This is a genomic window from Halorhodospira sp. 9621, assembly GCF_022228055.1.
GTDB classification, from domain to species: Bacteria; Pseudomonadota; Gammaproteobacteria; order Nitrococcales; family Halorhodospiraceae; genus Halorhodospira; species Halorhodospira halophila_A.
The window spans coordinates 1-20,463 of the sequence record NZ_JAJNRD010000015.1 but is presented as its reverse complement, the minus strand read 5'-3'; the positions used below and the strand labels follow the sequence as shown (position 1 = coordinate 20,463).

The following is a 20,463-nucleotide window of genomic DNA, read 5'->3' as shown; positions in this document are numbered from 1 at the left end:
AGGAAAGAACGCATGGCCACGCCCCCGGAACACGCACACCCCGACGCCCGCGCGGTCACCCGCTCGCGCCAGGAGGTCGCCGAGCAGGTGGCCGAGCGCAGTTCGGCGATCGGCATTGAGGCGGTGCAGATCACCGAGGTCCTCAACGCCCTGGCCGCCGCCTTCGAGCGGCAGAATGAGTCGTTCAGCGACCTGCGCACCAACGCCCGCAGCATGGCCCGCAGCAACGAGGTGGTCCACCAGGCCGTCGACCGCGCCCAGCAGGTGGCCACCGAGGCCGGCAGCAACGTGGAGCACTCACGGGCCCGGATCCAGAAGGCGCTGGAGGAGATCCGCGAGCTGGCCGAGTCGGTGACGCGGGTGGAACGCCAGCTCGGTGCCCTCAACGAGGCGCTGCAGGGCGTTTCGAAGGTCTCCAGCGAGATCGCCACCATCGCCAAGCAGACCAACCTGCTCGCGCTCAACGCCACCATCGAGGCCAACCGGGCCGGCGAGGTCGGCCGCGGCTTCGCCGTGGTGGCCGAGCACGTCAAGGCGCTGGCCAAGCAGACCGCCGACGCCACCGATGACATCCACACCATCCTCGACGAGCTGACCCACATCATCGACCGCCTGGTCCAGAAAGGCGGCGAAAGCACGCTGCAGGCCGAGGCGGTGCGCGACGGCACCGAGGCGATCCAGGAGATCATGGAGACCGCCGGCAGCGCCATGGCCGATATCGACACCGACTCGGGCCGCGTCCGCGAGTCGGTGCATACCATCGACCACTACTGCCGGCGCACCGTCGAGGGGCTCGAAGAGCTGGCCGACACCGTGCGCCGGGCCACCGACACGCTGCAGGCCGCCGACCAGCGCGCCGAGAAGATCAGTCGCCACGCCCACGAGCTGATCCGGCGCACCGCCGTCGACGGGGTGGAGACCCGGGACACGCGGCTGATCCGGCGGATCCGCCGGATCGCCGCCGAACTGGGCGAGACGCTGCCGGCCGAGGCCGGCGCCGAGCAGATCGCCGCCCAGGCGCGCTCCGCCCTCGAGCAGCTCGTCGAGGGAGAAACCGGCGTACGCGCCGCCCTGATCTGCGACGCCGAGGGGCACTGCCTGGCGGCCACCGTGCCGCCGGGCGGCGCGACCGGCCTGCGCGATGCTCTGCAGGGACAGCGGCTCGACGACCGCCCCACCCGCTCGGCCCTGCGCAGCCGCGAGCCGTACCTGCTGCAGACCTACCGGCTGCAGTACGGCGGCGCGGGGCCGGTGGTCCAGGAGATCAGCGCACCGGTGCAGGCCGGGGGGCAGGTCCGGGCCTGCCTGCGGGTGATCTACGGCGGCGAGTGAACGATAGCGACGGAGCAGCGGGTATGGCGTTCATCGATTTCTTGAGGGGCCGTGGCTTCCTACCGGGGCGCTCCGGCGCTCCCCGGGCGGATACCGGACGGGACGCCCGGGAGCACGCCCTGGCGCAGGCCATCCGCGGCGTCTCGGAGGAGACCAGCCAGCTGGGCCTGGAGGTCTCCGACGTGCACGGCAACGTGGACGACACCGCCGCGCAGATGGAGCGCGAGGCGCGGTTGTTCCAGGAGCTGCGCGAGTCGTGCCAGCGCCTGTCCGAGGCGAACAAGGTCGTCGACGCGGCGGCCCGTAACGCCCAGCACGTCTCCGGTGCAGCGCGGGCCGACATGCGCCGCTCCGAAGACCGCATCCGCGATGCTCTGCAGCGGATCGCCGGGCTGAGCACCTCGGTGCGCGAGATCGAGAGCGACCTGGAGCATCTCAACGAGGCGATGCAGCGGGTCACCAAGGTGGCGCGGGGGATCGGCGCCATCGCCAAGCAGACCAACCTGCTCGCCCTCAATGCGTCCATCGAGGCAGCCCGTGCCGGCGATGCCGGCCAGGGGTTCGCCGTGGTGGCCGAGCAGGTCAAGTCCCTGGCCGCCCAGACCAGCGAGGCCACCGGGGACATGGACCGCACCCTGCAGAACCTCACCGAGCAGACCCAGGAGCTGATCGCCATCGGCCACCACAGCACGCGCCGGGCGCAGCGGGTGGAGCAGACCACGGGGCAGATGCAGAGCCTGTTCGAGCAGCTCGAGCAGTCCATGGCGTCGGTGGATGCCGAATCGGCGCGGATCGCCGAGGCGGTCCAGGAGATCGACACGCAGAGCGAGCACACCATCGAGCGCTTCGACCACAACACCGCCGAGCTGGAGGCCTCCCACTCTGACCTCGAGCGCGGCCGGGCCCAGATCGACCGCTTCCTCGCTTTCACCGAGGAGCTGATGAACCTGGCCAACGCCTCGGACGTCGAGACCGAGGACACCCCATACATCGTCCGGGTCATGGAGGTCGCGCGGCAGGTGTCGGAGCGCTTCGAGGCGGCCATCCGCGAAGGCGAGATCAGCGAGGCGGACCTCTTCGACCGCGACTACCGCGAGGTCCCGGGGACCGACCCACAGCAGTATGAGACGCGGTTCGTGGCCTTCACCGATCGGGTCCTGCCCGAGCTCCAGGAGCCGCCACTGGAGGATGCGCACATCTCCGGGTGTTTCGTCATCGACAACCGGGGCTACATCCCCACCCACAATCGCCACGTCTCGCACCCGCAGCGTCCCGACGACCCACAGTGGAACGCCCGCCACGCCCGGCAGCGGCGTATCTGGGAGGACCGCACCGCACAGTCGGCGGCGCGCAACGAGAAACCCTTCCTGCTGCAGACCTACCGGCGGGACATGGGCGGCGGCCGCTTCGAGTTGATCCGCGACGTCTCCGCCCCGATCCAGGTCCGGGGCAAACACTGGGGGGCGGTGCGGATGCTCTACGAGCCATAGCCGCCACCGGCCGGGGCGCCGGCGCCACCGCCCCGGCCGCGTCGGTCAGCCGAACAGGCGGCGGACCTTCTCCAGGGCCACCACCAGGCTCTCCACCTCGTCGTGGGTGTTGTAGACGCCGAACGACGCCCGTGCCGTGGCCGGCACGCCGTAGCGCTCCATCAGCGGCTGGGCGCAGTGGTGACCGGCGCGGATGGCGATCCCCTGCTCGTCGAGGAGCATGGCCACGTCGTTGGGGTGCGTCCCCTCCATGATGAAGGAGACGGCCCCGGCCCGACGCTGCGGCCGGCCGATGAGCTGCACCCCCGGCACCGCGGCGATGGCCTCGGCCGCGTGGCCGACCAGTTCTTCCTCCCGAGCGGCGATCCGTTCGCGGCCGATGGCCTCGATATAGCGCAGTGCCTCGCCCAGGCCGATGGCGCCGGCGATATTCGGCGTCCCCGCCTCGAAGCGCGCCGGCGGCTCGGCGTACTCGGTGCCCTCGAAGGAGACGTGGCGGATCATGTCGCCTCCGCCCTGATACGGCACCATCCCGGCCAGGTGCTCATAGCGGCCCCACAGGACGCCGATGCCGGTAGGCCCGTAGGCCTTGTGGCCCGAGAAGGCGTAGAAGTCGACCCCCAGCTCCTGGACGTCCACCGGCAGATGGGGAGCGGCCTGCGCCCCGTCCAGGAGCACGGGCACCCCTTCGGCCCGGGCCATGGCGGCGATCTCCGCCACCGGGTTGACGGTACCGAGGGCGTTGGAGACGTGGACCACGCTGACCAGCCGGGTGCGCTCATGGATCATGCCGCGCACCGTTTCCAGATCCACGTCGCCGTTGTCGTCGATGGGCACCACCCGCAGGGTGGCACCGGTCCGCTCGCAGACCAGCTGCCAGGGAACGATGTTCGAGTGGTGCTCCATGTGGGTGACGAGGATCTCATCCCCCGGCCCGACCCGGGGCGCGACGAAGCTGTGCGCCACCAGATTGATCGCCTCGGTGACCCCGCGCAGGAAGATGACCTCCCGCTCGCTGGGGGCGTTGAGGAAGCGCTGGGCCTCGGTCCGCGCCCCCTCGAAGGCCGTGGTCGCCTCCTGGGAGAGGGTGTGCACCCCGCGATGGACGTTGGCGTAGTAGTGCTGATAGCAGCCGAGTTCGGCATCGATCACCGACTGCGGCTTCTGCGCACTGGCGGCGCTGTCGAGGTAGATCAGCGGCCGTCCGTTGACCTCGCGGCGGAGCACGGGGAAGTCGGCGCGCAGCCGGTCCACATCCACCGCCCCCGGGCGGGTCGCCTCCTCGACCATGCTCATGCCTCAAAACCCTCCAGTTGCTCGCCGCCCGGCAGGAACCGGCGCAGGAGCGCACGCTCGTACGCGGCGGCCTGCGGGCAACGCACGGTCTCCACCACCTCGGCGACGAAGGCGTAGGTCAGCAGGCTCTTGGCCACGACGGGATCGATGCCGCGGGCGCGCATGTAGAACAGCGCCTGCTCATCGAGCTCGCCCACCGTGGAGCCGTGGGTGCAGCGCACGTCGTCGGCGAAGATCTCCAGGCGCGGATTGGAGTGGGCCAGCGCCCGCGGGCTGAGGATCAGGTTGCGGTTCTCCTGCTCGGCGTCGGTCTTCTGCGCCCCCGGATGGACCTTGATCAGGCCGTCGAAGACGGTCTCCGAGCGCCCGTCGAGCACGCCCTTGAAGACCTGGCGACTGCGCGTGTGCTCGGCGTCGTGGTGGACCCAGGTGTGGTGGTCGACGAAGCGCTGGCCGTCGCTGAGGTGGATGCCGGTGAGATCCCCCTCGCCGTTATCGCCTTGTACGGTCGCCTCGATGTCCACACGCACCTTGTCGCCGCCCCAGACAAAGGAGTGGGCGCCGACCCGGGCATCGCGGGCAGCGGTGCCGCTGACCGCCCCCAGCTGGCAGCCGGCGTCGCCCTCCTCGCTGATCCGGGTCAGATCCACCTGGGCGCCGGCATCGGCGATGAGCTCGGTGACCGGACAGCTGAGGTAGGCCGCCTGCGGATCACCGCTATGGTACTCCACCACACGCAGGTGGCTGGCCTCCTCGCCGTGGACGATCACACGCGGGTAGACGGCGTGGCCGGCAGTGGCAGCGCTGGTGTAGCAGACGATAAGCAGCGGCGCCTCGACCATCGCCCCGCGGGCCACCTGCACGGCCACTCCCTCGCCCATCAAAGCGGTGTTCAGGGCGATGAACGGGCTGTTGGCCGGGTCGGCGTGGGCGGCCAGATGCGTCTGCAGCCAGGCGGGTTCCTCGGCCAGCGCCTCGCTCAGGGGGCGCACCGAGACCCCGGCGGGCAGCTTGGCGTAATCCGAACGCGCCGGATCCAGCTGCCCATCAACGAAGACCAGCCGGGGCCCATCGCCGGGCGGGAGAAGTTGATCAAGCCGCCCGGTCAGGCCGTCGTCTACCTCGCCCGGGCCCTGCGGCGGGCGAAAGTCGCTGCGCAGCACCGGGGTCAGGTCGATGTGCTTCCACGCCTCCCAGCGCCGGGTCGGGAAGCCGTGGGCGTCGAAGGTGGCCATGGCCGCGCGACGACGCTCGGCCAGCCAGGCCGGCCCCGGGTCGGCGAGGTCGTCGAAGACCGCGCGCGGGTGACTCTTGAGCTCTTCCACCGCTCCCATGTCAGGCAGCCTCCTCGTCCTCGAACAGGGCGTAGCCGGTGCGCTCCAGCTCCTCGGCCAGCTCCTTGCCGCCGGAGCGCACGATGCGCCCGTTGACCATGACGTGCACGTAGTCCGGCACGATGTAGCTGAGCAGGCGCTGGTAGTGGGTGATGATCAAAAACGAGCGCTGCGGGTCGCGCATGCTGTTCACGCCGTCGGCCACAGCGCGCAGGGCGTCGATGTCCAGCCCGGAATCGGTCTCGTCGAGGATACACAGCCGCGGCTCGAGCATGGCCATGTGGAAGATCTCGTTGCGCTTCTTCTCGCCGCCGGAGAAGCCGGCGTTGACCGGTCGGTTGAGAAGCGACTCGTCAAGCTTGACCCATTGCGCCCGCTCGCGGGCCATCTTGAGGAAGCTGACCGGGTCGATCTCGCCCTCACCCCGGGCCTCACGGGCGGCGTTGACCGCCGCCTTGAGGAAGTAGCTGTTGCTCACCCCGGGGATCTCCACCGGGTACTGGAAGCCGAGAAAGACCCCGGCCCGGGCCCGCTCCTCGGGCTCCATCTCGAACAGATCCTGCCCCTCGAAGGTCACCGCGCCGTCGGTGACCTCGTAGCTCTCATCGCCGGCGAGCACCTTGGACAGGGTGCTCTTGCCCGAACCGTTGGGCCCCATGATGGCGTGCACCTCGCCGGGGCCCATCTCGAAGTCGATGCCCTTGAGGATCTCCGTCGTCTCGACGCTGGCGTGGAGGTTGTTGATCTTCAGCATGGTCCGCTTCTCCTGGGAATCTGTCTTATCCGACGCTGTCCTCGAGGGTGACCTCGAGCAGCTTCTGCGCCTCGACGGCGAACTCCATGGGCAGCTCCTGGAAGACCTCCTTGCAGAAGCCGTTGACGATCATGGAGACCGCGTCCTCCTCGCTGATGCCACGCTGCTTGCAGTAGAAGATCTGGTCATCGCCGATCTTCGAGGTGGTGGCCTCGTGCTCGAGCTGCGCGGTGGGGTTCTGGATGTCGATGTACGGGAACGTGTGGGCGCCGCAGTGGGAACTCATGAGCATGGAGTCGCACTGCGAGTAGTTGCGGGCATTGCCCGCCGTCGGCAGCACCTTGACCAGGCCACGATAGCTCTGCTGGCCGTAGTCCGCCGAGATCCCCTTGGAGATGATGTGGCTGCGGGTGTTGTTGCCGATGTGGATCATCTTGGTGCCGGTATCCGCCTGCTGACGGCCACGGGTCACCGCCACCGAGTAGAACTCGCCGATGGAGTCGTCGCCCTTGAGCACGCAGCTCGGATACTTCCAGGTGATCGCCGAACCGGTCTCCACCTGGGTCCAGGAGATCTTCGAGCGCTTACCGGCGCACAGGCCGCGCTTGGTCACGAAGTTGTAGACGCCGCCGACGCCGTTCTCGTCGCCGGGGTACCAGTTCTGAACCGTGGAGTATTTGATCTGCGCATCGTCGTGGGCGTAAAGCTCGACCACGGCGGCGTGCAGCTGGTTCTCGTCACGCTGCGGCGCGGTGCAGCCCTCCAGGTAGGAGACCGAACTGCCTTTCTCGGCAATGATCAGGGTCCGCTCGAACTGCCCGGTATGCCCGGCGTTGATGCGGAAGTAGGTGGACAGCTCCATGGGGCACTCCACGCCCTCGGGGATGTAGACGAAAGAGCCGTCCGAGAAGACCGCCGAGTTCAACGCGGCAAAGAAGTTGTCCTTGCGCGGCACGACGCTGCCGATGTACTGCCGCACCAGCTCCGGATACTCGTGCAGCGCTTCGGAGATCGAGCAGAAGATGACCCCGTGCTTGGCCAGCTCGTCCTTGAAAGTGGTGGTCACGGAGACGGAGTCGAAGACCGCATCCACCGCCACGTTGGAGCGCCGGGCGCCCTCGGCAGGCTCGCCCTCCTCCTGCACGCCCGCGAGCATCTTTTGCTCGTGCAGCGGAATGCCGAGCTTCTCGTAGGTCTCGAGCAGCTTCGGGTCGACCTCGTCGAGGCTCTTCGGCCCCTGCTTGGGGGCGGCGTAGTAGGAGATGGCCTGGAAGTCGATGGGCGGGAACTGCACGTTCTGCCACTGCGGCACGGCCATCTCCAGCCAGCCGCGGTAGGCTTCGAGCCGCCACTCGAGCATCCACTCCGGCTCGCCCTTCTTCTCGGAGATGAACCGGATGGTCTCCTCGTTGAGCCCCGGTGGTGCAAACTCCTGCTCGATATCGGTGAAGAAGCCGGCCTCGTAGCCCCGGCTGGTGAACCGTTCAATGGTTTCGTTGCTGCTCGACATGTCGCCCAAGCCTCCGGCTGCTCAGTGGCCAATAACCTGTTGACGGGGGTAGATCCCCACCGGCGCGCTGGCCGGCTCGCCCATCTCCGCCAGACTCACCGCCGCCAGGGCCTGCCGGACCACGGAGCTGATCCGCGACCAGGTGGCGCTGGCATTGCAGTCCTCGACGTGCGTGCAATTATCGGTCCCGCTCTCGACGCACTCGGTGAAGGCGATCGGCCCCTCGAGGGCCTCGATGACCTCGGCCACCGAGATCTGCTCGGGGGGCCGGGCCAGGCCGTAGCCGCCCTTGGCGCCGCGGTAGGAGCACAGCAGCCCGGCATGCACCAGCTGCTTCATGACCTTGCTAACCATCGGTTGCGGCAGGCCGTGGGCGCCCGCCAGCTGCGCGGCGTTGACCCGTTCTCCCGGCCGGCGTGCCATGGCCGAGAGGATGACAACGCCGTAATCGGTCTCGCGGTTGATTCGGAGCATGATCTCTGACTTCGCTCAATCCGTACTCAAAGGGTACATATTCCCGAACCCGAAGGGAAGACTCTTTAGAAGTCTTATAGTTCTAGGCGTGCGCCCCTCCTGGATCCCCGCGGCGGCGCCGATCCATGGCAGGATGGGGGCGACTTGCCCGATCAGGAGAGCAGCTGTTGAATCCCCGGCCGCACAAACCGCGACTGCGCACAACCTACCGGCTGATCATCGAGGAGCGTGACAACGGCTGGGAGGTAGTCTTCTACAACGAACAGGGCGGCGTGCAGCACATCGGCAACTCGCAGACCGAGATCGCGGCGCTGCGCTCGGCCTACTTCATCGCCCGTTACTACCACTACGAGCACGACGTGCTCATGCGCACCCGGCACGGCGACAAACGCCTGGATATCGAGACCCTGATGCAGAACCGCCGTCCGAGCTGAACCGCAGGCCCGCTCAGGAAGCGGCGGCCGTGGCGTCGCCGCCGCCGAGGGCCTGCTCCTCGATACGGCGGATCTCGTCCCGCACCTGCGCGGCCGCCTCGAACTCGAGATCCCTGGCGTGCTCATGCATCCGCTTCTCCAGCTCACGGATCCGCCGTACCGCCTCCGCCGGCGACAGCCCGGCGTACGCGCCGGCCTCTTCGGCCACTCCGGCCGCCCGTTGCGGCGCGCCCGGCGCCGGCACCCCGCCGCGCTCCATGATGTCGGGCACCTCTTTGCGGATGCCCTGCGGGGTGATGCCGTGGGCCTCGTTGTGGGCGATCTGCTTGGCCCGCCGACGCTCGGTCTCGTCGATGGCGCGGCGCATGGAGTCGGTCACCTGATCGGCGTAGAGGATCGCGCGGCCGCTGATGTTGCGAGCCGCCCGGCCGATGGTCTGAATCAGTGAACGGGTCGAGCGCAGGAACCCCTCCTTGTCGGCATCGAGGATCGCCACCAGCGAGACCTCGGGGATATCGAGCCCCTCGCGCAGCAGGTTGATGCCGACCAGGCAGTCGAAATGACCCAGGCGCAGGTCACGGATAATCTCGGTGCGCTCAACGGTGTCCACGTCGGAGTGCAGATAGCGCACGCGGATCCCGTTCTCCTCCAGGTACTCGGTCAGGTCCTCGGCCATGCGCTTGGTCAGCGTGGTGACCAGCACGCGCTCATCACGCTCGGCGCGGGCGCGGATCTCGCCATAGACATCATCGACCTGCGCGGTGGCCGGGCGCACCTCCACCTCGGGATCGACCAGCCCGGTGGGGCGAACCACCTGCTCGACCACCTGCCCGGCGTGCTCCTCCTCGAACGGGCCGGGCGTTGCCGAGACGAAGACCGTCTGCGGAGCCAGGCGCCGGAACTCCTCGAACTTCAGCGGCCGATTATCCAGCGCCGAGGGCAGGCGGAAGCCGTAGTCGACCAGCGTCTGCTTGCGCGAACGGTCGCCCTTGTACATGCCGCCGATCTGCGGAACGGTGACGTGGCACTCATCGATGAACAGCACCGCCTCCGGCGGGATGTAATCGAACAGGGTCGGCGGCGGCTCACCGGCCGCCCGCCCGGAGAGGTAGCGCGAGTAGTTCTCGATGCCATTGCAATAGCCGAGCTCGAGCATCATCTCCATGTCGAAGCGGGTCCGCTCCTCGAGCCGCTGCGCCTCCACCAGCTTGTCGGCGGCGCGCAGCTCGCTGAGGCGCTCGCGCAGCTCCTCCTTGATCTGCTCGACGGCCCGGTGCAGCTGCTCCTTCGGGGTCACGTAGTGGGTCTTCGGATAGATGGTCACCCGCGGCACCCGGCGCAGGAGCTCGCCGGTGAGCGGGTCGAACCAGCTGATCTCCTCGATTTCATCGTCGAAGAGCTGCACCCGGACCGCCTCTTCCGGGGACTCGGCCGGGAAGATGTCGATCACCTCGCCGCGGGCGCGGTAGGTCCCGCGGGTGAGTTCGGTGTCGTTGCGGGTGTACTGCAGCTCGGCGAGCCGGCGCAGGATCGCCCGCTGGTCGATGCGCTCGCCGCGGACCAGGTGCAGGAGCATCGACATGTACGCCTGCGGGTCACCGAGGCCGTAGATGGACGATACCGAGGCGACGATGACCGTATCCTGGTGCTCGAGGAGCGCCTTGGTGGCGGACAGGCGCATCTGCTCGATGTGCTCGTTCACCGAGGCATCCTTCTCGATGAAGGTATCCGACGACGGCACGTACGCCTCGGGCTGGTAGTAGTCGTAGTAGGAGACGAAGTACTCGACCCGGTTCTCCGGCAGGAACTCGCGCATCTCGCCATAGAGCTGGGCGGCCAGGGTCTTGTTGGGAGCGAGCAGGATCGCCGGGCGCTGCAGCCGCTCAATGACGTTGGCGATGGTGAACGTCTTGCCGGAACCGGTGACCCCGAGCAGGGTCTGATCCGAGAGCCCCGACTCGATCCCCTCGACGAGCTCCTCGATGGCCTGGGGCTGATCACCCGCCGGCTGAAACCGGGCGTTGAGCTTGAAACGTTCCGTCATCGAACCCCCGCATTCATCTTGGGCGCACCCTGACCCGGCGCCCTGCACACAGCGTCTACCCGCTCGACCAACGACACCACCTGCCGGACCCTGCCCACTGAACCCCGAAGCCTCAACCCCGCCCCACGCGCACTGAACCGTGAACACCCGACCCGAAAACCCTTATCATACGCACCGAGCCCAACTTTCAACGCGGAGCCAGACCATGGACCTTCAGCTTGCCGATCGCGTCCAGCGCATCAAGCCATCGCCGACGCTCGCCGTCACCGCCCGCGCCGCCGAGCTGCGCGCCGCCGGCCACGACGTCATCGGCCTCGGCGCCGGCGAACCGGACTTCGACACCCCCCCGCACATCATCGAGGCCGCCGTCCGGGCCGCCCAACAGGGGCAGACCCGCTACACCGCCGTGGACGGTACTGCCGAGCTCAAGCAGGCGGTCATCGACAAGCTCGAGCGCGACAACCGCCTGAACTACGAGCCCAGCCAGATCCTCGTCTCCAGCGGTGCCAAGCAGTCCCTGTTCAACGCCATGGCGGCGGTGCTCAACGAGGGCGACGAAGTGGTCATCCCAGCGCCCTACTGGGTCTCGTACCCGGACATGGCCCTGGTCTTCGGTGCTCAGCCGGTGTTCGTGGCCGCCGGTGCCGAGAGCCGCTTCAAGATCACCCCCGAGCAGCTCGAGCAGGCCCTGACCCGCAAGACCCGCATGGTCATCCTCAACAGCCCGTCCAACCCCACCGGCACCGCCTACACCCGTGACGAACTGGCGGCGCTGGGCGCCGTGCTCGAGCAGCACCCCCAGGTGGTGGTGGTCAGCGATGACATCTACGAGCACATCCTCTGGCGCGATGAACCCTTCACCAACATCGCCATGGCCGCCCCGCAGCTGGTCGACCGGACCATCGTGGTCAACGGCGTCTCCAAGGCGTACGCCATGACCGGGTGGCGGATCGGCTACGCGGCCGGCCCAGCCCCGCTGATCGGCGCCATGAAGAAGGTGCAGTCGCAGAGCACCTCCAACCCGGCTTCCATCTCCCAGGCCGGCGCGCTGGCCGCGCTCAACGGCGATCAGGGCTGCATCCAGCCCATGCTGGAGCAGTTCAAGGCCCGCCACGACTTCGTCGTCGAGCGGCTGAACGCCATGCCGGGGGTCAGCTGCACACCCTGCGACGGCACCTTCTACTGCTTCCCGCACATGGAGGAGGCGATGAACCGGGTCGGCGCCAAGGACGATGTGGCCTTCGCCGAGCAGCTGATCAACGACGCCGGCGTCGCCCTGGTCCCGGGTTCCGCCTTCGGTCTCCCCGGGTACGCGCGCATCTCCTATGCTACAAGTATGGAGAACCTGGAGCGCGCCATGGACCGGCTGCAGCAGGCCCTGGGCGGCTGATCGGCCCCGCTCCTCGCCCCCGCGATGGCCCCGGGCGATCGCGGGGGCGGCAGGACGGGCACGGAAAACCCCATAGAGGCTTGACCAACGCAGTGGAGGATCGGCAGAATACGCAGCGCATCGTGAGGTGACACCACGCTTCCCCGGTAGCTCAGCGGTAGAGCAAGTGACTGTTAATCACTGGGTCGGCGGTTCGAATCCGTCCCGGGGAGCCATCCACCACCCCTTCCTGTCGGCCACCCGACTCCGCGGGCGCAAGGTGATAACCCTGTATCACCGGGAGGCCGGGCGACCCCTCACCGGTATGAGAGGCCGCCACCCCCAAGTCCGGATCTCAGCAGCATTCCCGCTCGATGGCGGAGAGCATGCTCAGACCCGCATCATCGCCGCGCTGAACGAATAACTCCCGGATCACGTTAATCTGCGCGTGGACCATCAGGCGCGTATCCGGCTCTGAACCATCCCGGCCGCCCAGCTCACGCTCCAGATACCGCCGCACTCGGCTATTCTCCGGCTCCTCTGCGATGTGGCGGTCAACGCACTGGAGCAGGCGCTGGATGGCCCGCTCACAATCCAGACCGGGGCTGAGCTCAGACATCGCCGTACTCGATCACCAGGTCCTCGTCACGCACCACCATCTGGCACATCAGACGCCAGTTGGTGGGCAGATCATCGACGCGCATGCGATCGATCTCCGCTTGGGTGACCTTGCCCAGCTCAAGCAGGACCCGCTCCTCGCGGTCCGTCAGTGGACCCGCCATTGTCCCTTTTGCGACACCGTAATGGACATAAACCAGACAACTGCCACACTCGCCGTCCTGGCAATCGAAAGAGATCGGGATGTGGTTCCGGCGGGCCAGTTTCAGGACCGGCTCCGTATGACTGCCTGCCACCGCCTCTACGGTTTGCTCCCCGTGGTCTGGATGCCGAAAGGTCACGCTGGGCATAGCTCCACTCCTGCCTTGCCAAATGGGTTATGGATCGATCGAAGCACCACCCATCCAGCAACTTTCGGGCCATGGCGCGACCGCCCTCCACGGGCCCAGAGGTCATGCGGCAGAGGCGAACCTATTCCAGGGTGAAGCCGACCTTGATCGTCACCTGCCAGTGACTCACTCGCCCGTCCTCGATATGGCCTCGGGTATCCACCACCTGGAACCAGCGCAGGTGGCGAAGGCTCTCGCCGGCACGTGCGATGGCGTTGTTGACGGCCTCCTCGATCCCGTCGGGCGACGAACCAGTCAGTTCGACGATCTTGTAGACGTGGTCACTCATCCGTGATGCTCCTGATGACTGGGAAGTGGGCAGCGGCCGATGCCCGGCTCCGCTCTGGCGGGGCCGGGCATGCCCTTTCACCCCGGCCCGGACCGGGGTGAAACCGCGGTTACGCCTCCAGGTCGTATCGGTCGGCGTTCATGACCTTGGTCCAGGCCGCGACGAAATCGTGGACGAACTTCTCCTGGTTGTCGTCCTGGGCATAAACCTCGGCGTAGGAGCGCAGGATCGAGTTGGAGCCGAAGACCAGGTCCACCCGGGTCGCCGTCCACTTCACTGCATCGCTGCTGCGCTCACGGATCTCGTAGCGGTTCTTGCCCACCGGCTTCCAGGTGTAGGCCATGTCGGTGAGGTTGACGAAGAAGTCGTTCGTCAGCTGCCCCTCACGGTCCGTGAGCACGCCATCCTTCGCACCGCCGTGGTTGGTGCCGAGCACCCGCATGCCGCCGACGAGGACAGTCATCTCCGGCGCCGTCAGACCCATCAGCTGCGTGCGGTCGAGCATCATCTCCTCGGGCTGGACCGCGTAGTCCTTCTTGAGCCAGTTGCGGTAACCGTCGGCGAGCGGCTCGAGGTACTGGAAGGAGTCGACATCGGTCATCTCCTGGCTGGCATCGCCGCGCCCCGGGGCGAAGGGCACCGTGATCTCGTGGCCGGCCGCCCGGGCCGCCTGCTCAATGCCCACGTTGCCAGCGAGTACGATGGTATCGGCCACGCTGGCCCCGGTCTCGGCAGCGATGCCCTCAAGAACGCCAAGCACCTTCGCCAGACGCTGGGGCTCGTTGCCCTCCCAGTCCTTCTGCGGGGCAAGCCGGATACGGGCGCCGTTGGCACCACCCCGGTAGTCGGAGCCGCGGAAGGTCCGGGCGCTGTCCCAGGCGGTGGCGACCATCTCGCCGATGCTCAGGCCGCTATCGGCGATCTTCGCCTTGACCTCATTCACATCGTAGTCCGTCCGGCCGGCCGGCACGGGGTCCTGCCAGATCAGATCCTCGGTCGGTGCCTCCGGTCCGATGTAGCGCGTCCGCGGCCCCAGATCCCGATGGGTGAGCTTGAACCAGGCCCGGGCGAAGACCTCGTCGAAGTAGGCGGGGTCGTTGTAAAAGCGCTCGGAGATCTTGCGATACGCCGGATCCATCTTCATGGCCATGTCCGCATCGGTCATGATCGGGTTCAGGCGGATCGACGGATCCTCGACGTCGACCGGCTTGTCCTCCTCCTTGATGTCCACCGGCTCCCACTGCCACGCGCCGGCGGGGCTCTTGGTCAACTCCCACTCGTAGTTGAGCAGCAGGTGGAAGTAGCCGTTATCCCAGCGCGTGGGATAGGTCGTCCAGGCGCCCTCGATCCCGCTGGAGACCGTGTCGCGCCCGATGCCCCGGGAGACCTTGTTGTTCCAGCCAAGGCCCTGTTCGTCGACATCGGCGGACTCCGGGTCCGGACCGAGATGCTCCACGTTGCCGTTGCCGTGACACTTGCCCACCGTGTGCCCGCCGGCGGTCAGGGCGACGGTCTCCTCGTCGTTCATGGCCATGCGCTCGAAGGTGATGCGCACGTCTTCGGCGGTCCGCAGCGGATCCGGGTTGCCGTCCACGCCCTCGGGGTTGACGTAGATCAGGCCCATCATCACCGCCGCCAGCGGGTTCTCCAGCGACTCACGGTCGTCACCATAGCGGCTGTCCTCGGCATCACTCGGCGCCAGCCACTCCTTCTCCGAGCCCCAGTAGATGTCCTTCTCCGGGTGCCAGATGTCCTCGCGCCCGAGGGAGAACCCGTAGGTCTTCAGGCCCATGGACTCGTAGGCCACGTTGCCGGCAAGGATGATCAGGTCGGCCCAGCTGAGCCGGTTGCCGTACTTCTTCTTGATCGGCCAGAGCAGACGCCGCGCCTTGTCCAGGTTGACGTTGTCCGGCCAGCTGTTGATGGGGGCAAACCGCTGGTTGCCGGTGCCGCCGCCGCCCCGGCCGTCCGCCACCCGATAGGTGCCGGCGGCGTGCCAGGCCATGCGGATCATCAGCCCGCCGTAATGGCCCCAGTCCGCCGGCCACCACTCCTGACTGTCGGTCATGAGTTGGTGGAGATCCCGCTTGACCGCGTCGAGATCGAGCTTCTTGACCTCCTCACGATAGTTGAAGCCCGGGCCCATCGGATCGGGTTTGTGGTCGTGCTGGTGCAGGATGTCGAGGTTCAGGGCGTTGGGCCACATGTCCATGTTGGACTCGCCCACCTGGGTCATCGCGCCGTGCATCACCGGGCAGCCGCCGGTCTTCTGCTGATCGGTCATTGTTATCTCCGTTGCTTCCTGCGGATTGCCGTTTTGAACGATTCCATTTTGCGCTTGTGCGCAGTCTCACTCAAGACGGCTCCCTGATCGAATGTAGCAATCACAGTGTTCCTGTCACCCGCTGGGGCTACCCGGCGGATCAACGCACCGCTTGCAATGACATCCATCATCGCGATAATGCCGGCTTCCTTGGCAACCCTGGAGTCTGCATGAGCGACACCAACGAGAACGGTGCGCGGGAGCCGGAGATCCCGCTTCCGAGCGTGACCACGGCCCTGCTCCCCATCGCCTTCACCATGGGCCTGATGGTCTTTCAGATCCTCGCCTTCGATGACTTCGTCCCCCACGTACCACTGGCCCTGGGCATCGCCTTCACCGGCCTGCTCGGCTGGTACCACGGCATCCGCTGGTGGCGGATGGAGAACGGCCTCTACCACGTCGTCCATATCGGTCTTCAGTCGGTGGCCATCCTGATCACAGTGGGCATGATCATCGGCACCTGGATCCTCTCGGGGACCGTGCCGCTGCTGATCTACTACGGCCTGCTGCTGATCACCCCGGAACTGTTCCTGCTCGCCGCCATGATCCTCACCGCCGTGGTCTCCATGGCCGTGGGCACCTCCTGGGGCACGGTCGGCACCGTGGGTCTGGCCCTGGTGGGCGTCGGCGAGGGGCTGGGCATTCCCATGGCCCTGACCGGCGGCGCCATCGTCTCGGGCGCCTTCTTCGGCGATAAGATGTCGCCGCTGTCCGACACCACCAATCTCGCCCCGGCCGTCACTGGCACCAACCTGTTCAGCCACATCCGCAACATGATGGCCACCTCCGTGCCGGCGCTGATTGTTGCCGGCACCGCGTACTGGGCCATCGGCTTTGGCTACGCGGACACCGGCCTGGAGAGCGGACGCATCGAGACCATCCTCGAGGGCCTGGAGGCGCAGTTCACGCTGCATCCGGTGCTGCTGCTGCCGGCGGTTCTGGTCATGGCCCTGGCGCTGCTGCGTTTCCCGGTGCTGCCCACGCTCTTTGCCGGTGCCATCGCCGGCGCGGTCATGGCGGTCCTCGTCCAGGGCACGGACCTGACCACCGCGATCATGGCGATGCAGGACGGCTTCGTCAGCGAGACCGGCGTCGAGTCGGTGGACGACCTGCTCTCCACCGGTGGCATCCAGTCGATGATGTGGACCATCTCGCTGGTGCTCATCGCCCTGGCCTTCGGCGGGATCCTGGAGCAGACGCGCAGCGTCGAGTCCATCCTCAACGCCATCATCCAGCGCATCCGAGGCCGCTTCTCGCTGTTCGCCGCCAGCACCGGCAGCGCCGCCGGCACCAACCTCATCTCCGGCGATCCCTACCTGTCCATCGCGCTACCGGGCCGGATGTACGCCCCGGTCTATCGGGGACAGGGACAATCGACCCTGAACCTGTCGCGTTCGGTGGAGGAAGGCGGGACCATGATCAACCCGCTGATCCCTTGGGGCGCGGGTGGTGCCTTCACCGCCGGTGCGCTGGGCATCCCGACGCTGGTCTACGCCCCCTTTGCCATCGTCTGCTGGCTGTCGCCGCTGATCGGCCTGCTCTTTGCTGCGACCGGGTGGTTCATGCCACGCGCCACCGAGGAAGAGCAGCAGCGCTGGCAGGACAACCATGAATCCATCATGGTCCAGGGCGGCGTGGTCAACTCCGCCGATCTCGACCCCGAGGAGCTGGAGCGGGCCTTCGACCGCTACCGGCGGCGCTGACTAGGGCACGGCAATGCCGCTGGGTTGGCCCAGCCACCCCGGCGGCATTGCCCGATGCCTAGCCGACCGATTTGCGCCTCCGATCCGGCGTAGGCACCATTGGGCGGTCGCCTGCTCAAGCCATCCAACGCGTCTTTCCAGTTAACGAAAAACCAACAGACCGCCTGCAACGGGGAAGCGAATCCTCATGCTCAGTGCCGTCCGTCTCACCCCGAAGCTGCTCCTCCTCTTTGGCGTCCCCACTCTGCTGGCCTTTGTCATCGTCGGCGGGATCGCCACCCACCAGGCCAACGACCGCTTCAGCACCGAGATCACCGACTCGACTCAGGAGCTGAGCGAGGCCGGTGCCGAGGCCATCAGCCAGTGGCTCGACACGCACACGGCCTACGTCTCCGCCCTGGCGCACAGCGAGGCGCTCGCCTCCGGCAACCCCGATCGGATCGGTGACTTCCTCGCCGGCCAGGGCGAGCACATGAGCGACGAATACGAAGTGCTGATCTTCGTCGACACCGAGGGGACGGCTACCTACCACCACGGCGGCGAGCAGACGGATCTCTCCGGGCGCGACTACTGGCAGACCATCGTCGAAGAGGAGCGGGAGACGCTGGTCATCTCCGATCCGGTCCACTCCGCCAGTACTGGCAATCCGATCACCGTCATCGCCCGGGCGGTTACCGATGCCGGGGGGGATGTCATCGGCCTGGTGGCGGTGACCGTCACCCTCGACACCCTGGCCGATGTGGTGGCATCGACTACGGATCGCGCTGGCGCCCTCGCCTGGGCCTTGAGCGCCGACGGCCTCACCGTCGCCCACCCGGACGAGGACGTGCGCATGGAAGAGAACGCGCTGGAGTCCGGGGATACCGACTACCAGGCGATCGCCCAGCGCATGGTCGACGGTGAGCGAGGCGTAGGCACCTTCAGCGGGGCCGACGACACCGCCTACACAGCGGCCTTTGCCCCGGTCTCCGGACTCTCCGGCTGGTCGCTGGGGATCGCCGTGCCAGAATCAGAACTGATGGCCGCTGCCCGCGATCTGCAGCAGAACCTGCTGATCGTCTTCGCCGCGGCGGTGGTGCTGCTTGGCGGGATCATCGTCCTGGTGGCCCGGCGCATCGCGCAGCCGATCGCCGCCACCGGCCGGGCACTGGGCGAGATCGCCAGCGGCGAAGCCGACCTCACCCGCCGCCTGGAGGTCCATTCCCGGGATGAGGTGGGCGAACTGGCCACCAACTTCAACGCCTTCATCGACCGGCTCCAGGGGTTGATCGGCTCGGTCGCCGACGCCTCAACCCAGCTCTCCGCCTCCGCCGAGGAGCTGTCGGCCTCGGTGCGCGAGACCAGCGGCCAGCTGCGCGAGCAGCAGTCCGAGACCGAGCAGGTGGCCACCTCCATGAACGAGATGGCGGCCACCATCCAGCAGGTCGCCGAAAACGCCTCGGACGCCTCCGAAGCGGCCCGCCGGTCCGATCAGGCCGCCCAGTCGGGCTCGGAGGTCGTGCAGGAGAACGCCGACGAGATCCGTCAGGTGGCACAGCAGGCCGAGACCGCCGCCGGCGTCGTCCAGCAGCTCAATGAAGACGCCGAGCGGGTTACCAAGGTGCTCGACGTGATCCACGAGATCACCGAGCAGACCAACCTGCTTGCCCTCAACGCCGCCATCGAGGCAGCGCGCGCCGGGGAGAACGGCCGCGGGTTCTCGGTCGTCGCCGAGGAGGTGCGCAAGCTGGCCACCCGCACCCAGACCTCCACCGAGGAGATCCGCGAGATCCTCGATACCCTGCGCGGGCGCATCGAAGAGGCGGCCCAGGCCATGGAGAACGGCCGCAGCAGCTCTGGCCAGGCAGTAACCATTGCCTCGCGCGCGTCGGAGTCGCTGGGTGCGATCACCGAGTCCGTAGGGACCATCAACGACATGAACACCCAGATCGCCAGCGCTGCGGAGGAGCAGTCGGCGGCCTCCGAGGAGATCAACCGCTCGCTGACCCAGATCAAGGCGACCATCGACGCCACCGCAAGCGGCGCCTCCCAGGTCGCATCGGCCAGCGAGGAAGTCGCCCGGCTGGCCGCCGACCTGCAGGACCGCGTGGGGCAGTTCCGCGTCCGCTGACCGGGGCTGCCCCGATCAGCCGCCGCGGCGCAGGGCGGGCACCGCCGTCAGGGCGCGGAGCAGCGTGACCAGGGGCGAGCGGTACTGCAGGGTGCGCCCGGTGCCGGTGACCCCGCGGATTCGGGGCACCAGGACATCGGCCACCCGTTCCGGGGGCTCGGCCAGGCGATCAATAATCGGCCGGGCGCTTTCGGGCAAATCGGCGAGCAGCAGCTCGGTGCGCACCAGCCCGGGACGCAGCTCGTGGACGCCCACCCCGCGCTCGCCGGCGGCCTGCAGCTCGCGACGCAGCTGACGGGAGAGCTCCGCCACCGCCAGCTTGCTGACCCGATGCGGGATGGAGGTCCGCGAGAAACGCGCCCCCAGCCCCGAGAACCCGAAGTTGAACAGGTGGTAGCACGGCTGCTGCGCCGCCGGTTGGGCCTGCATGCGCCGCAGCGCCGCCGCACAAAGCTGCATGGAGCCGGTGAGGTTGGTCGCGCAGGTGCCAGCAATGTCCGCCGTATCCAGCCCGGTCAGCGGCCGCTTGAAGCGCCCGGCGGTACCGGCGTTATTCACCCAGCGGTGGATGGTCCCCAGTCGCTCGACGGCGAAATCCGCCAGCCGCTCGGCCTCCCCGGGGTCGGCGACGTCGGCGGCGAGGACGTGTAGACGCTCCCCGGCCCCCGTGGCGGCGGCCAGCTCGGTCCGCGCCGCATCCAGCCGCGCCGGATCCCGGGCGCAGACGACCACGGTATCCCCGGCGGCGAGGAAACGCTGCGCCATGGCCAGGCCCAGGCCGCGGCTGCCGCCGGTGAGCACCACCCCGAGCGGCGGCCCGGCGGCCGCGGAGGCGGGGTGGTTGTGCGGGGATGCGGAGGGCTCGCTCATAATCGCTGCAAGCTAGCCGGCAGCCGCCCCCCCCGGGACCCCCCCCGGGCGCGGGCCCCCCCCCCCCCCCGCACCCCCGCCCCCCCGGGGGCCCCCCCCAACCGGGGCGCCCCCCCCGCCCGCG

General features: G+C 67.9%; 17 protein-coding genes, 1 tRNA gene and 1 pseudogene. 7 read left to right on the top strand and 12 right to left on the bottom strand.

Annotated elements, in window-relative coordinates; all coding sequences use genetic code 11:
* Positions 1-12: 12 nt before the first annotated feature.
* Both LRF89_RS08325 and LRF89_RS08320 read left to right on the top strand, forming a co-directional pair.
* A complete protein-coding gene (locus LRF89_RS08325) occupies positions 13-1,332 on the top strand; it encodes a methyl-accepting chemotaxis protein (RefSeq protein ID WP_238636900.1) in 1,320 nt (439 codons plus the stop codon).
* Between the two features lie 23 nt (positions 1,333-1,355).
* Entirely contained in the window at positions 1,356-2,822 is a 1,467-nt protein-coding gene (locus tag LRF89_RS08320) for a methyl-accepting chemotaxis protein (RefSeq protein ID WP_238636899.1), read from the top strand.
* A gap of 45 nt (positions 2,823-2,867) precedes the next feature.
* On the opposite strand, the gene LRF89_RS08315 is transcribed toward LRF89_RS08320, so the two are convergent.
* The 5 genes from LRF89_RS08315 to LRF89_RS08295 are packed head-to-tail and all read right to left on the bottom strand — an operon-like array spanning position 2,868 to position 8,190.
* Positions 2,868-4,118, bottom strand: coding sequence for an aminotransferase class V-fold PLP-dependent enzyme (locus LRF89_RS08315; RefSeq protein WP_201168602.1), 1,251 nt, complete (start codon positions 4,116-4,118; stop codon positions 2,868-2,870).
* Positions 4,115-5,452, bottom strand: a complete 1,338-nt coding sequence (gene sufD, locus LRF89_RS08310; RefSeq protein ID WP_201168605.1) for a Fe-S cluster assembly protein SufD — start codon at positions 5,450-5,452, stop codon at positions 4,115-4,117. Before sufD ends, LRF89_RS08315 begins: the two co-directional genes overlap by 4 nt.
* 1 nt (position 5,453) lies before the next feature.
* Positions 5,454-6,206: a Fe-S cluster assembly ATPase SufC gene (sufC, locus tag LRF89_RS08305; protein ID WP_201168608.1), complete on the bottom strand. Its 753-nt coding sequence runs from the start codon at positions 6,204-6,206 to the stop codon at positions 5,454-5,456.
* Positions 6,207-6,231: 25 nt separating this feature from the next.
* Positions 6,232-7,716 (bottom strand): Fe-S cluster assembly protein SufB, encoded by a 1,485-nt coding sequence (gene sufB / locus LRF89_RS08300; protein WP_201168609.1) that lies wholly within the window; start codon positions 7,714-7,716, stop codon positions 6,232-6,234.
* 21 nt (positions 7,717-7,737) lie between these two features.
* On the bottom strand, positions 7,738-8,190 hold the full coding sequence (locus LRF89_RS08295; protein WP_201242433.1) for an SUF system Fe-S cluster assembly regulator: 453 nt from the start codon (positions 8,188-8,190) through the stop codon (positions 7,738-7,740).
* Positions 8,191-8,357: 167 nt separating this feature from the next.
* Here LRF89_RS08295 and LRF89_RS08290 point away from each other — a divergent pair, with 167 nt between their 5' ends.
* Positions 8,358-8,624, top strand: coding sequence for a hypothetical protein (locus LRF89_RS08290; protein WP_201168611.1), 267 nt, complete (start codon positions 8,358-8,360; stop codon positions 8,622-8,624).
* Positions 8,625-8,637: 13 nt separating this feature from the next.
* Here the strand turns inward: LRF89_RS08290 and uvrB are convergent, their stop codons facing one another.
* Complete coding sequence (gene uvrB, locus LRF89_RS08285; RefSeq protein WP_201168612.1) at positions 8,638-10,668, bottom strand: excinuclease ABC subunit UvrB; 2,031 nt, start codon at positions 10,666-10,668, stop codon at positions 8,638-8,640.
* A gap of 205 nt (positions 10,669-10,873) precedes the next feature.
* Here uvrB and LRF89_RS08280 point away from each other — a divergent pair, with 205 nt between their 5' ends.
* Entirely contained in the window at positions 10,874-12,058 is a 1,185-nt protein-coding gene (locus LRF89_RS08280) for a pyridoxal phosphate-dependent aminotransferase (RefSeq protein WP_201168613.1), read from the top strand.
* 140 nt (positions 12,059-12,198) lie between these two features.
* A tRNA-Asn gene (locus LRF89_RS08275) sits at positions 12,199-12,273 on the top strand.
* Positions 12,274-12,392: 119 nt separating this feature from the next.
* On the opposite strand, the gene cowN is transcribed toward LRF89_RS08275, so the two are convergent.
* The 5 genes and pseudogenes from cowN to katG all read right to left on the bottom strand — a co-directional run bounded on the left by cowN (position 12,393) and on the right by katG (position 15,617).
* The gene (gene cowN / locus LRF89_RS08270; protein WP_201168614.1) at positions 12,393-12,656 is read right to left on the bottom strand and encodes a N(2)-fixation sustaining protein CowN; all 264 of its coding nucleotides are present in this window, start codon (positions 12,654-12,656) and stop codon (positions 12,393-12,395) included.
* Positions 12,649-12,819, bottom strand: a complete 171-nt coding sequence (locus tag LRF89_RS13595; protein ID WP_338018482.1) for a hypothetical protein — start codon at positions 12,817-12,819, stop codon at positions 12,649-12,651. Before LRF89_RS13595 ends, cowN begins: the two co-directional genes overlap by 8 nt.
* A gap of 27 nt (positions 12,820-12,846) precedes the next feature.
* Positions 12,847-13,005 (bottom strand): annotated as a pseudogene (locus LRF89_RS13590) (2Fe-2S iron-sulfur cluster-binding protein); the annotation flags it as partial.
* A 121-nt stretch (positions 13,006-13,126) separates the two neighbouring features.
* Positions 13,127-13,333: a dodecin gene (locus LRF89_RS08260; protein ID WP_201168617.1), complete on the bottom strand. Its 207-nt coding sequence runs from the start codon at positions 13,331-13,333 to the stop codon at positions 13,127-13,129.
* Between the two features lie 109 nt (positions 13,334-13,442).
* Positions 13,443-15,617 carry a catalase/peroxidase HPI gene (gene katG / locus LRF89_RS08255; RefSeq protein WP_201168620.1) on the bottom strand — a complete coding sequence of 725 codons (2,175 nt, stop codon included), beginning with the start codon at positions 15,615-15,617 and terminating at the stop codon, positions 13,443-13,445.
* 209 nt (positions 15,618-15,826) lie between these two features.
* Between katG and nhaC the strand changes: the two genes are divergently transcribed.
* Both nhaC and LRF89_RS08245 read left to right on the top strand, forming a co-directional pair.
* On the top strand, positions 15,827-17,359 hold the full coding sequence (gene nhaC, locus LRF89_RS08250) for a Na+/H+ antiporter NhaC (protein ID WP_238636898.1): 1,533 nt from the start codon (positions 15,827-15,829) through the stop codon (positions 17,357-17,359).
* A 187-nt stretch (positions 17,360-17,546) separates the two neighbouring features.
* Complete coding sequence (locus tag LRF89_RS08245) at positions 17,547-19,469, top strand: methyl-accepting chemotaxis protein (RefSeq protein WP_238634968.1); 1,923 nt, start codon at positions 17,547-17,549, stop codon at positions 19,467-19,469.
* 15 nt (positions 19,470-19,484) lie between these two features.
* Here LRF89_RS08245 and LRF89_RS08240 read toward each other — a convergent pair whose 3' ends face one another.
* A complete protein-coding gene (locus LRF89_RS08240; protein WP_238633572.1) occupies positions 19,485-20,339 on the bottom strand; it encodes an SDR family NAD(P)-dependent oxidoreductase in 855 nt (284 codons plus the stop codon).
* Positions 20,340-20,463: the final 124 nt, after the last annotated feature.

Coding starts and splice junctions, on each gene's coding strand:
- LRF89_RS08325 (WP_238636900.1), top strand. CDS start 13: ATGGCCACGCCCCCGGAACACGCACACCCCGACGCCCGCGCGGTCACC.
- LRF89_RS08320 (WP_238636899.1), top strand. CDS start 1,356: ATGGCGTTCATCGATTTCTTGAGGGGCCGTGGCTTCCTACCGGGGCGC.
- LRF89_RS08315 (WP_201168602.1), bottom strand. CDS start 4,118: ATGAGCATGGTCGAGGAGGCGACCCGCCCGGGGGCGGTGGATGTGGAC.
- sufD (WP_201168605.1), bottom strand. CDS start 5,452: ATGGGAGCGGTGGAAGAGCTCAAGAGTCACCCGCGCGCGGTCTTCGAC.
- sufC (WP_201168608.1), bottom strand. CDS start 6,206: ATGCTGAAGATCAACAACCTCCACGCCAGCGTCGAGACGACGGAGATC.
- sufB (WP_201168609.1), bottom strand. CDS start 7,716: ATGTCGAGCAGCAACGAAACCATTGAACGGTTCACCAGCCGGGGCTAC.
- LRF89_RS08295 (WP_201242433.1), bottom strand. CDS start 8,190: ATGCTCCGAATCAACCGCGAGACCGATTACGGCGTTGTCATCCTCTCG.
- uvrB (WP_201168612.1), bottom strand. CDS start 10,668: ATGACGGAACGTTTCAAGCTCAACGCCCGGTTTCAGCCGGCGGGTGAT.
- LRF89_RS08280 (WP_201168613.1), top strand. CDS start 10,874: ATGGACCTTCAGCTTGCCGATCGCGTCCAGCGCATCAAGCCATCGCCG.
- cowN (WP_201168614.1), bottom strand. CDS start 12,656: ATGTCTGAGCTCAGCCCCGGTCTGGATTGTGAGCGGGCCATCCAGCGC.
- LRF89_RS13595 (WP_338018482.1), bottom strand. CDS start 12,819: ATGGCGGGTCCACTGACGGACCGCGAGGAGCGGGTCCTGCTTGAGCTG.
- LRF89_RS08260 (WP_201168617.1), bottom strand. CDS start 13,333: ATGAGTGACCACGTCTACAAGATCGTCGAACTGACTGGTTCGTCGCCC.
- katG (WP_201168620.1), bottom strand. CDS start 15,617: ATGACCGATCAGCAGAAGACCGGCGGCTGCCCGGTGATGCACGGCGCG.
- nhaC (WP_238636898.1), top strand. CDS start 15,827: ATGAGCGACACCAACGAGAACGGTGCGCGGGAGCCGGAGATCCCGCTT.
- LRF89_RS08245 (WP_238634968.1), top strand. CDS start 17,547: ATGCTCAGTGCCGTCCGTCTCACCCCGAAGCTGCTCCTCCTCTTTGGC.
- LRF89_RS08240 (WP_238633572.1), bottom strand. CDS start 20,339: ATGAGCGAGCCCTCCGCATCCCCGCACAACCACCCCGCCTCCGCGGCC.